The organism is Facivitalis istanbulensis (assembly GCF_040560405.1).
In the GTDB taxonomy this organism is placed as follows: Bacteria; Pseudomonadota; Alphaproteobacteria; order Sphingomonadales; family Sphingomonadaceae; genus Sphingomonas; species Sphingomonas istanbulensis.
This window is the reverse complement of sequence record NZ_JAVSCQ010000051.1, coordinates 1-11,637: the sequence shown is the minus strand read 5'-3', so window position 1 is coordinate 11,637 and position 11,637 is coordinate 1. Positions and strand designations below refer to the sequence as shown.

Genomic DNA, 11,637 nt, shown 5'->3' with positions numbered 1-11,637 from the left:
TGGGAAAGAACGGCCGAAGCCGCTTCATCTGATCGTCCGTCAGCCAAAACAGGTCGCTCATATCGGTCTCCTTGCGGAGCCTGAATCAGATCACGGCGCTCACATCAATGGGTCCTGACCCTAGAGAATGTCGACCTTTCGAAGGCGCCGACGCTGGAGGATGCCCGCCTCTTCCAACTGGCTGACCTGATGGCACCGAAGTCACATCATTCGTATGATGAGGCAATGACGGCATCACATATGGTCGGGACTGAAAATTTTCGATACGACGACAAGGCTTATCAACTTCAATATCGCTGGCCGTTCAATTACGCGGACATGTTCTTCTCCCCGTCTTCCGATGCTCGCCAAGCCGCGATCGATGCTCGCAAAATGGTCTTGGACAAGTACCTCAAGAACGCAGAATATCGTACGGTCACGCAAATGTGGAGCTTGATCGTGAATTATCCGATTGGGGGAGGAGTACCGGCTCGGCCGGAACCGCCGACGCGAGAACGACGCAAGTCTATCTGATGCGCAATCTCGGGATATTCTCCTAGTCGGCGCGCCCACCTCCTCATATCCGTCCGTTTTCATCGGTCGGGCTTAGCCATGAAGCTCGACGAATACGTCGGCTGGGAATCGTTGTCTCGGCGGGCGAGACACGCCGTCCGTTGCGATAGCGCGTCATGTTCGTGAGCATGAGATGGATGCGGGAGATCGATCGCTGGCTCGCTGAGCGTGTCCTGCCGTCCGCTACCTGTAGCCTCTCTCAAAGACGTTTGACGGAATATCGGGAAGGTTTGGGCTTTCCCGATATTCGATCCAAACTGTGCGGAAACTCGTGGGCTGATTCCTTCGGGTTGCTGAAAGGCGTATGCCGTGTCCATGGCGTACATCGAGGGTCATGCGCGCGACCAGGCACTGCTGCTGCCGGCATCGGTGGAGGATTATGTGTCGCCGGACAATCCGGTGCGGTTCAAGTCAGCAAGGGCCGGGGGCGCGAACGTCAGCTATTCAGAATTTGACGTTCAGCCCTGGCTTGAGCCACCTGACGTACGTCCACTGTAGAGTGGAAGAACTGCCGTCGGCGGACGCGCGTTGCGTCCGTCAGGGTGACAGCTTCGCCTGCAACTCCGCTAGCGTCACCCGCGCCCGCGCGTTTGCGATCTGCGCGTCGAGCAGGCTCGTGTCCGCATCGAGCGTCGCCTTGGCGACGCCGTTAGGATCGTCGGCAGCCGGCTGCAGCGCGCTCGTGGCGTCACGGCGTTTCTTCACTGCCTCCAGATAGGCCGTGTCCGCATTCACCCGCGTCGTCGGATCGAAAACCGGGGCAAGGGTGCTCGCCGCGTTCGCCATTGCCGCCGTCGCGCCCTCAGCCGGTGCGGCCTTCTGCTCGTAGGCGACGGACTTCGGAGCCATCAGCGGCGTGAATTCGCCAGAGAAGCTCGTCGACCCGAAGGTGCGGTTGCGTACCTCGAGAATACCCACGTAGCCGAGCTGCGCTACCGGTCCCTCAACCTTGCTCAAGACGATGTCGCCCGCCGCCGAGCTGCACGGTGAGCCGAGCGGGCCTCCCGGTGCTGGTGTCGAGCAGGCGACGAGCCGTCCCCGCGCGGGGACGCGGTATCGTAATCCCCTCTTGCCGGTGACGGTCGCGCTTCCGGCTAGCGGGGCGCTCGGATCCTGTCCGAAAGACCCAACACGCTCCAGCTGGAGCGCAACCTGCGGCGGTTCGTAGTTTGCCGATCCGGTGAACCAGCGAGCGAGCGCGGCGCGGTCGACACCGTAGGGGCCACCCGCAACGGCGGCGCTGTCCAATGGCCAGACCTCGATGCGCACGCTGGTGATCACCTTGAGCGCGCCGGCGAGGTGGTCAGATGCCGTAGCTTGCTTCTGCTGGAGCGCAGCCAAGCGATCGATCTGAGCTGACAATGCCTTCTTCGTGGCATCGTCCAACGCCGCGCCCATCGTGATCGCCTTGGCGCCAAGGCGCGCGATCTCAGCGGTCACCGCATTGATCTGATCGGCCAAGACATCCACCTGTGCCTTTGCAGCCTTGCTTGCGGCGAGTGCCGCGATGACCGCAGGCGTGCAGACCGGTGGCGGGGGCGGCGGCGGCGCATTGACGGGCGGCGGGCGGCCTGGGACCGGCGGCATGCCGAACGTCAGGGGCGCGAGCTTGGCGATGGTGGTCACCACGTTCCCGATGATGGCGCCGGAGCGATCCACGGCGGCGGCATTGATGGATGCGAGCGCGTTAGAGCCGTCCTGCCACTTCGCGTTGAAGGTGCCGATGCTTGTCAGCGTCTGCAGAGAGGCCGGGTCGATGACGTAGGCCTGGGCGGCGTCGTCAGCTGTTCCGCTGACCGCCTCGACCTTCAAGGCGACCTTCGGCTGCGGACCCGAGCAGTCTGCCACGCGCCACGTCATCGTCACCGTGTATTGCGTGAAGGGCAGCACGTAGATGGCACCGGACTGCGGCTTCGCCGTGTTCAATGGTTCGACGACGAGGTTGTGGCTGCACCCCGACGTCAGAGCGGCGAGCGCGAGCGCCGCGGTCCTACGATGGCTCAATCGATTCTCGGCCCCCTTGCTTGCTTCTATTCCCTCGGAAGCTTGTCGTCTGGAATCCCGGCGCTGGGCGGATATCGGCGGAGGAACGTGATGAATTCGCGTCCCTCGTAAACCGTGTCCGTGCGTATCTCCGTCAGTCGATCCGGCCGCTCCGACACCACGACCTGGTTGCCCGTGTCGCTGCGAAGCAAGATGGCGGTCAGGTAGTAGTCGGGGACCAGCATCATCACGGCTAGTTGATCGCCCGGAAGATTCTCGTCGACCCAGCGGATCGTTCGCGCGAGCGCCATCGGGATAGGCGAAACCGCCACCTCCACGACATCATGCTCTTCGCCATGGTCCACCGACCGCGCCGATATAAAGCCTTCCCCGGCGACCACTTGGTGATGCCATCTCCCGGTGAAGTGGACGGCCTCGCTAAGCGCCATGCCGCCGCGTCGGATAGCCTCAAGCGACAGCGCAACGACCGCTAGGCTCTCCGCCAGCGCAAACGGCGCGTCGACGAGAAAGCTACGTCCTGCTACGTCGCTCGCCGGAAGCAACCTGCCGATCTGCTCCGCGATGCTGACCCGTGTGATTTCGGGAAGCTGTGGTGTCACCGCCATCAACGCCTCCTAAGATTGACGTATGAGTTAGCCCAGCGACCCAAGCCGTAACCCGAGGAGATTTCGGACAGCTTCCTTGGCCCGGCACCATACCACGGATCATGGACCTCGTAGGTGCCGTTCGCATTCCTCCCGGTCACTAGCGCTACGTGCGCCCCGCCCTGCGTCCACCAATACGTGACCTCAATCGGTCGCCCGGCACCGAGCTCGCCATCGAGTGTCGCCTGCGTCGTCGATTGGACGGGCCGCGCGATTACGATCCCGAAGTTCCCGTAGGAGTTTTCCGGGAAGTACCCGTTGTTGCAAGTGCTGCTCCCCGGCGTAGCACAGCATCCTCCGTGGAAAGCTCGTTCCGCGAACTCGCACTGCTGGGCATCGGTGAGCCGGAAGAAGCCGAGCAGCATCCGGCCGCAAGCGGCCCAGCACCAGAAATCCTGTTCTTGGTGATAATAGGGCACCGGCAGGATGGGCGGCGCACCCGGCGGAACGGCGGTAGTGGCCGCGCGCGCGATCCGGATCCTATTGACCCCACCTATGCTCATCGCCCCCCCCCAAGTATGATGGACGCCGCTACCAGCCGGACGCTCGAGTCGTGCGTTAATTTAGCTTTAGGTACGTAGCGCGGCAACGAGTGCGTTGCACCATATTGGATTGATTTGCGCCAAAGCAAAATTCTTATGCCGATCTTAGCCTAACATTGTAGCGTTACTTGGCGGTTCATTGATAGATCCTCAAAAATTTGTTCGATCGCGGAATGACCGATATTGAGGCATTCAGCTGCTAGTATGTTCAATGAAGTATAAATGGCGAATCTGGGTGGTTAGCGGACGTTGCGAATAACCACTGTCGGCAGAACAGCGCCAGCGATACAGCCCGTCAACCAAGCCGCAGCGGCCGGTATGAGGATCAGCAATCCCCATGCGACCATTTGCGTCACGAACGGCATGGCCGAGCCTATAACGATGCCCGGCACCAAGGCGAGCAGGCAGGTAATTGGCCATAAGCGTGATGGCTGAACTACCGCTCGAACTAGCCGCCCAGCTAAGAGACCGAATGCCAGTCCTATAACCGAAATGGTCAGCATCGTACCCATCGGCTGTTTCTGCCTCATCACGCCGATGTCTGCTAGTGGGTGACAGAGGTCGGTCTGATTCGAAGTGAGTATGGCACGCACTCCCTTCGCCGAACGAGGGCATCGATCATCTACAGGGCAACCGGCAATCTCCGAGCCGTCCAAATCCTTCTCGGCCATAGCAGAATCGAGAACACGGTACGCTATCTCGGGATCGATGTGGAAGACGCACTTGCCCTTGCCGAAAACACTGAGATTTGACTCATTGGCCCCTCGTTACGGCGAGGGGCCGCCCCATGGTGTTCAGGACACTCAATTCATCACGTTGCTCTCCACAGCCTCCGCCGAGAACGCCACCTGCGCGTTCCGCCTCGCGGTGAGTTCCGCATGATCTCCCAGTTCCGGGACGCGACGTAATCGTCGCTGGCCGATTCGGGCCGCAACGATATCCGGGTCCGCGACAGGTTGATGACGGTTGGCGTTGCGTCTCGCGCAACAGTCGTCGCCGTTCGTGCGCTGCGTATCGTCGAAGCGCGCGATTAATGACCCCAGCGAAGGGGAACATCATGCGATCGACGATAATCCTGACTCTGTTGGGGCTTGGAATGCCGGTGTTGGCGCAGGCGCAGGAGCGTGATGCTCCGGCGCCGCAGGACCGCGTCGACGACGAGATCGTGGTCACGGGTACGCGGTCCTCCGATCGCACCGCCTTACGTTCCTCCGCGCCGCTGGACGTGTTGTCGGGCGAACGGATCGAGGCACAGGCGATGCCGGACCTCGGCCGTGCGCTCAATTTCCTTCAGCCGTCGATCAACTTCGCGCGGGCCGCGACCACGGCGAGCGCGGCGAACACCCGCCCCATCACGCTGCGTGGCCTGTCGCCGGATCAGACGCTGGTGCTGGTCAACGGCAAGCGCTGGCACGCGAACGCGATACTGAACGTCAACAATTCGATCGGGCGCGGTTCGGCGGGCGTCGACCTCGATACGATTCCCGAGGCCGCGATCGAGCGGATCGAGATCCTGCGCGATGGTGCGGCGGCGCAATACGGGTCCGACGCGATCGCCGGCGTCGTCAACATCATCCTGAAGGGCGACGCGAGCGGCGGGTCGGCCAGCCTGTTCGGCGGGATCACGGAAGCGGGCGATGGCCTGAGCGGCGCGGTCGCCGCGACCGCCGGCCTGCCGCTGGGCGATGGCGGGCACGCGACGCTGACCGTCGCGGCCCGGCACGCCGACGCGACCAACCGCGCCCTGATCGACCAGCGCTTCGGACGCGTCACCTATCGTATCGGCGATCCGCAGGCGTCTGTCGCCAACGCGGCGCTCGATCTGGCGGTGCCGGTGGGCAGGGCGGAACTCTACGGCTTCGGCACCTACACGCGGAAGCGATCGAACAATGCCGCGGGCTATCGCGTGCCCGGTTTCTCGCCACTCTATCCGAACGGCTTCCTGCCCATCATCGAACCGACGATCGATGACATAGGGATCACCGCCGGCGTGCGCGGAACGATAAGCGGGGCGCGATGGGATCTGAGCCAGAGCTATGGCTATAACCACGCGGATTTCGCCGTGTCGCATACCGCCAATGCCTCGCTGGGCGCGGCAAGCCCGACGCGGTTCGATTCGGGCGGCGTCACCTATCGCCAATATGTGACCGACCTGACGCTGTCCTATCCGCTCGACGGCATGCTGGCGGGTGGCAATCTGGCGGCCGGAGGCCAGTATCGGCGCGAAGGCTATGCGATCCGCAGCGGGGAGCCGCTCGCCTATGCCGGCCTTGGTGCGGACGGGTTCGCGGGCTTCAATCCGCGCAACCCGACCGACACGACGCGAGGCGCCTGGGCCGCGTTCATCGATGCCGAACTGCGGCCGGTCACACCGCTGCTGCTGGGCGGGGCGGCACGCTACGACCGGTATGACGATTTCGGCGGACGGGCGACATGGCGGCTGACCGCACGGTTCGAGGCCGCGCGGGGCGTCGCGCTGCGCGGCACGATCGGCACGGGCTTCCGCGCGCCGTCGCTGCAACAGCAATATTTCTCGGCGGTGCAGGGGGCGACCAGCGCCGGGCGGCTCGTCACCGTTGCGACGCTGCCGGTCGCCGATCCGGTCGCGCGCGCGCTGGGCGCGGTGTCGCTGAAGCCGGAAGACGCCCGCAACGCCACCGCCGGAATCGTGTTCGGCCCATTCGCCGGCTTCTCCTTCACGGCCGACTGGTTCCGCATCCGCATCCGCGATCGCATCGCCCTGTCGGAGCAACTGGGCGGGGCATCGGTGGCGGGAGTGCTGGCGGCGAACGGCATCACTGGCTTCAGCCAGGTCCGCTTCTTCACCAATGCGGTGGACACGGCGACGCGCGGCATCGAGATCACGGCGCGATGGGCGGGCATGATCGCACCCGATACGCGCCTTTCGGTGAATATGGGCTATGGCCTGTCCGAAACGACGCTCGACCGGCTTCGCGCCAATCCCGCATTGCCGTCGCTGCCGCTCCTCGCCACGAAATCGGTGCTGTTCCTGACCGCGGCGCAACCGCGTAACAAGGCGACCGCGCAGGTGCGCCTCGAACATGGCCGCGCCGATTTCTCCGCCAATCTCGCCGCGTTCGGCACCTACACGTCGGCGCCCCTGGTCGCGACGCAGACCTTCGGCGGCAAGGAAACGCTCGACCTCGCCGCCGGATATGCAGTGACGCGCGCCATCCGCATCACGGCCGGGGTGCAGAACGTCTTCGATGCGATGCCGGACGCGATCGCCGATCAGGGGAGCGTGATCGCTGCGACCGGCGGCAGCTTCCCGACCGGGGAGGAGACCCCGATCGGCGTGAACGGGCGCAGCTTCTACCTGCGGCTGGGGGCACGCTTCTGATGCTCGACCGGCGCGCGCTGATCGGTGGAACGGCCGCGCTGGCGGCGTGGCGCTTCCTGCATCCCGGCCCGGCGGTCGCCGGCGGGCGACGGACCGCGACCACCGATCCTTTCGCGCTGGGCGTCGCCTCCGGCGATCCGACGGCGGACGGGTTCGTCCTGTGGACGCGGCTGGCGGATGCCACGGGCGATCAGGCGGTCGGGTTCGAGGTGGCGGACGATGACCGCTTCCGGGGCATCGTCCGGCATGGCCGGTGTCTGGCCCGCGCCGGCCGGGCGCACGCGGTGCACATCGAAGTCGCGGGTCTGCCGCCGGGGCGGCCGTTCTATTACCGATTTCATCATGCCGGAATGGTCAGCCGTACCGGGCGAACAATCACCGCGCCGGTCACGGCGGACCGGTTGCGGCTTGCACTCACCTCATGCCAGCATTGGGAGCAGGGCTGGTTCACCGCCTATCGCGACATGATCGCGCATGCGCCCGATCTGGTGCTTCAGGTCGGCGACTATATCTACGAAAAGTCGTTCGGCTCCGGACCCGACGTGCGCCGGTTCGGGACGGCCGATCCGGTGACGCTCGACGACTATCGCGCACGCCACGCGCTGTATCGCACCGACCCCGACCTTCAGGCCGCCCATGCCGCGCTCCCCTTCGTGGTGACGTGGGACGACCATGAGGTCGAAAACGACTATGCCGGTCTTCAGGGGGTTCAGACGACCGATCCGCGCGCCTTCGCGGCGCGGCGGGCGGCGGCCTATCAGGCCTATTTCGAACATATGCCGTTACGCCGCGCCAGCGTCGCGAACCTGTATCGGCGCTTGCGCTGGGGCGATCTGGCGACGCTGCACATCCTCGACACGCGGCGCTATCGCACGCCACAGCCATGCGGGCACGGCGGTCATGTGATCGATGGATGCGCCGCGCTCGAGGCGCCCGGCGCGACGATGCTGGGGACGGCGCAGACGCGCTGGCTGTCGGACGGCCTGCGCACCGAGACGGCGCCCTGGTCGCTGATCGTCCAGCAGACCTTGTTCGCCCGCCTGCACCTGGCGGACGGGCCGGGCGCGCGCTGGTCCGACATCTGGGACGGCTATCCGGCAAGCCGCCGACAGGCACTCGCGGCGCTGCAGGCGCCGGAGGTGCGCAACGCGCTCATCCTCGGCGGCGACGTCCATAGTTTCTGGCTCAACGACATCGTCCGGAACCCGGAACGGGGTGACGGACCGATCGTCGCCAGTGAGATCGTGACGTCCTGCCTCGCCTCGCGCAACGGCCCCGCCGCCTTGTTCGGGCCGGCGAAGCGGCTCAATCCGCAGGTGCGCTTCCTCGACAACGACCATGCCGGCTATGTGCTGGTCGACCTCGACCGCAGCCGAGCCATGGTCGACTGTCGCGCGGTCGACGACCTTGCCGATCCGGCGTCGCCCACCCGCTCGCTGGCGCGGGGGATCGTTGCCGACCGGCGGCCGGGCTTCGTGTCATGAAACCGGCATATCGCGGATTTACCGACGATCGATGGCACGAAGCAGTCCGCCGATCGAGGCGATCGAGGCCTTCATGGCCGTTCTGGACCAGGGGGGGATTCGCGCCGCCGCCGGGCAGCTCGCGCTCAGCCCGTCGGCGACCAGCCGCCGGGTCGCCACGCTCGAGGCATTCCTGGGCGCGCCCCTGTTCGACCGCACCGACAGCGGGTTGAGGCCGACGGTCGCCGCCCGGCGCTATTACGATCAGGTGGCGCCCGCCGTGCGCGCGATCGGGCGGGCATCGATCATGACAGACACCGCCGCGACGCGGATCACCATCGCGACCTCGCACAGTGTCGCGATCCGCTGGCTGATGCCACGCGCCGCCGACCTGTTGCGCGATACGGGCCTGCATCTCGACGTGCTGCCGACCCGCGATCCCGACGTGCTGCGATCGGGCGAAGCGCAGTTCGGCCTGTGGGGCGCGACCGAGGCCGACGATCTGAGCCAGGAGTGCATCATCGACGTGTCGGCGCGACCGGTCGTCGCCCCCCGGTCGTTCGACGGGCGCAATGCGCCCGCTTCACTGGCCGAGATGCTCACCTTTCCGCTGCTCGCGCCGGCCCAGCCTGCCGGGGTCTGGTCCCGATGGCTCGCCCAGGCGGGTCTTTCCCCGATGGATGCGACGGTGATCGATCATGCGACGATGGCGCTCGCCTATGAGGCGGCCAATGCCGGGCTTGGCATCGCGCTCGCCATTCCGATGTTGTGCGAGCGCGAACTGATCAGCGGTGCGCTGGTGCCATGCGGTCCGATCTTCCCGATCGGCGAGCGCTACATATTGTACAGCGCCCAGAGACGCTTCAACCGCACCGAACCGGAAACCCGCCTGCTGCACTGGCTGAGGCGCGAAGCGGCGTCGTCGGTCCAGCGGTTCATGACGGCGGCGGACTGAGCCTGTCGGCTGTCGACATACGTCGACTGTCGTGAATCGGGAGCGTTGGATATTTCGGTATCGCCATTGAAGATCGAGTGGTCTTCCAGGCTTTGATCGGTCCGTCGCATTCGACCCGAAGCGACATGGTACTGTAACACCTCTTCGAGCGTCCCACGGGCCGAAAGGCTGGGGAAATCCACTGCTGTCCTCAGACCGAACGTCGCGTCGACATCAATCACTTGAGATGCTCCACTACACCCCGACGACAGCTTTCAGTGAGGCTGTGTAAAAACGCCGGGAACTGGTATAGTTTTCTGGTGTTTCGGGAGGCTTGGGATGGGTCGTTTCGTTCAAGGAGAAGACCGAAGGCAGGATTATCTGCTGCCAGCATCGCTCGATGATTACGTGTCGGCAGACAACCCGGTTCGGGCAGTCGAGGCCTTCATCAATGCGCTGGATCTGAAGGCGCTGGAGTTCGCGGGCATGACGCCGGCTGAGACAGGCCGTCCCGCCTATCATCCAGCGACGATGCTTAAAATCTACCTCTACGGCTATCTGAACCGGGTCCAGTCAAGCCGGCGGCTCGAGCGGGAAGCGCAGCGCAACGTCGAGTTGATGTGGCTGACGGGGCGGTTGGCGCCCGACTTCAAGACGATCGCCAATTTTCGCCAGGCCAATGGCGCTGCGATCCGGTCTGTATGCAGCCAGTTCATCATCTTGTGTCGGCAACTGGGGCTGTTCACGCGGGCGGTCGTCGCGATCGACGGCAGCAAGATGAAGGCGGTCAACAACCGCGACAAGAACTACACGGCCGCAAAGGTCGCCTCGCGGATGAAGCAGGTGCAGGACAATATCGATCGTTATCTCGACGCGCTTGATCGTGCCGATCGCGAAGAAAGCGACATTGCCGAACCGAAGGCGAAGCGATTGACGGAGAAGATTGCCCGGCTACGCGCGCAGATGCGCGACCTTGCGGCACGTGAGGAGGAAGTTCGCAATGCCCCGGACCAGCAGGTGTCGCTGACCGATCCGGACGCCCGCGCCATGACAAGCGCGGGCCGTGGCACGAGCATCGTCGGCTACAATCTGCAGGCCGCCGTCGATGCCGAGCATCATCTCATTGTCGCGCATGAACTGCTGAACATCGGCAATGACCGCGGCCAGCTTTCCTCCATGGCAGCGAAAGCCAAGCATGCAGTGGTTCGTCCGGTAGGACCAGTGAGCGCCGATTCAACGTGGCGATCGTCTGTTCGTGCACCACGGCAAGCGCACCTGATGCATCGGTTCCAAGACTGATCCGCTTCCCCGGCGATGCCATTGATGACGGCAGCCGTCGGCACATGAGATCCGCCAGGGCACGATCCTCGACCGAGCAGACTATCTGTCGCCCGGAACTGCAAAGCTGCGCGAGTACCTGGTCGTGTCCGTCAACGTGGTGTAATTTCGGTCGTGGCCCCGGGCCGCATCGATCAGGCGGCCTTGGGTGTAATCTGTAGCGACGTCACCTCCTCGATCTGTGGTGTGGCGAGAGCGGCCATGCCCTCGATCTGCATGTAGCGGTTCTGGAGCTGGTACTCGTCGTTCTGTTCGAGGAGCACCGCGCCGATGAGGCGGGTGATGCTATCCTCGTTGGGGAAGATGCCGACGACATCGGCGCGGCGCTTCACCTCCTTGTTTAGTCGTTCCAACGGGTTGGTGGAGTGCAACTTCGTCCGGTGCTGTTCGGGGAAGGTCATGTAGGCGAGCACGTCATGCTCGGCATTGTCCATGCAGGCGCCCAGTTTCGGCCAGCGGGCGCGCAGCTGGTCGGCGACGTGCCGCCAGGTCTGGGTGGCGGCGGCATGATCCGGCTGGAGGAAGACCTGCCGGATGGCGGCAGCGACCATGGTGGTCTGGCCCTTGGGCACATGCGCCAGCGCGTTCCTCCTGAAATGCACGCGGCAGCGCTGCCAGGTGGCGCCGACGACGCGGGTGATGGCGGCCTTCAGCCCGCGGCGGACGAGGTCACGCAGGAAGGTCGACCAGAATGGCTCGGCCTCGCTGGGGCCGATGTGCAGGCCGACGATCTCGCGCTTGCCCTCGGTGGTGACGGCCACAGCGATTATGGCGGCGACCGAGACGATGCGGCCGCCCT

General features: G+C 64.7%; 9 protein-coding genes and 2 pseudogenes. 7 read left to right on the top strand and 4 right to left on the bottom strand.

The window, feature by feature from the left end:
- Window positions 1–189: 189 nt before the first annotated feature.
- Both RN629_RS17725 and RN629_RS17720 read left to right on the top strand, forming a co-directional pair.
- Window positions 190–513: a hypothetical protein gene (locus RN629_RS17725; RefSeq protein WP_407036426.1), complete on the top strand. Its 324-nt coding sequence runs from the start codon at window positions 190–192 to the stop codon at window positions 511–513.
- A 354-nt stretch (window positions 514–867) separates the two neighbouring features.
- A complete protein-coding gene (locus tag RN629_RS17720) occupies window positions 868–1,050 on the top strand; it encodes a hypothetical protein (RefSeq protein WP_407036425.1) in 183 nt (60 codons plus the stop codon).
- A 39-nt stretch (window positions 1,051–1,089) separates the two neighbouring features.
- Here the strand turns inward: RN629_RS17720 and RN629_RS17715 are convergent, their stop codons facing one another.
- The 3 genes from RN629_RS17715 to RN629_RS17705 are packed head-to-tail and all read right to left on the bottom strand — an operon-like array spanning window position 1,090 to window position 3,703.
- Entirely contained in the window at window positions 1,090–2,556 is a 1,467-nt protein-coding gene (locus RN629_RS17715; RefSeq protein ID WP_407036424.1) for a hypothetical protein, read from the bottom strand.
- Between the two features lie 26 nt (window positions 2,557–2,582).
- Window positions 2,583–3,161, bottom strand: a complete 579-nt coding sequence (locus RN629_RS17710; RefSeq protein WP_407036423.1) for a hypothetical protein — start codon at window positions 3,159–3,161, stop codon at window positions 2,583–2,585.
- Window positions 3,161–3,703, bottom strand: a complete 543-nt coding sequence (locus tag RN629_RS17705) for a papain-like cysteine protease family protein (protein WP_407036422.1) — start codon at window positions 3,701–3,703, stop codon at window positions 3,161–3,163. The genes RN629_RS17710 and RN629_RS17705 overlap by 1 nt, the downstream gene beginning before the upstream one ends.
- Before the next feature lie 587 nt (window positions 3,704–4,290).
- Between RN629_RS17705 and RN629_RS17700 the strand changes: the two are divergent.
- The 5 genes and pseudogenes from RN629_RS17700 to RN629_RS17680 form a co-directional block, all read left to right on the top strand.
- Window positions 4,291–4,494 (top strand): annotated as a pseudogene (locus RN629_RS17700) (tyrosine-type recombinase/integrase); the annotation flags it as partial.
- Between the two features lie 305 nt (window positions 4,495–4,799).
- The gene (locus RN629_RS17695) at window positions 4,800–7,103 is read left to right on the top strand and encodes a TonB-dependent receptor plug domain-containing protein (RefSeq protein WP_407036421.1); all 2,304 of its coding nucleotides are present in this window, start codon (window positions 4,800–4,802) and stop codon (window positions 7,101–7,103) included.
- The gene (locus tag RN629_RS17690) at window positions 7,103–8,587 is read left to right on the top strand and encodes an alkaline phosphatase D family protein (RefSeq protein WP_407036420.1); all 1,485 of its coding nucleotides are present in this window, start codon (window positions 7,103–7,105) and stop codon (window positions 8,585–8,587) included. The genes RN629_RS17695 and RN629_RS17690 overlap by 1 nt, the downstream gene beginning before the upstream one ends.
- 31 nt (window positions 8,588–8,618) lie before the next feature.
- Window positions 8,619–9,521 (top strand): LysR family transcriptional regulator, encoded by a 903-nt coding sequence (locus RN629_RS17685; protein WP_407036419.1) that lies wholly within the window; start codon window positions 8,619–8,621, stop codon window positions 9,519–9,521.
- 318 nt (window positions 9,522–9,839) lie between these two features.
- A pseudogene (locus RN629_RS17680) lies at window positions 9,840–10,703 on the top strand (transposase); the annotation flags it as partial.
- 269 nt (window positions 10,704–10,972) lie between these two features.
- On the opposite strand, the gene RN629_RS17675 reads toward RN629_RS17680, so the two are convergent.
- The coding region (locus RN629_RS17675) for an IS256 family transposase (RefSeq protein ID WP_407036418.1) at window positions 10,973–11,637 on the bottom strand (665 nt) is incomplete at its 5' end.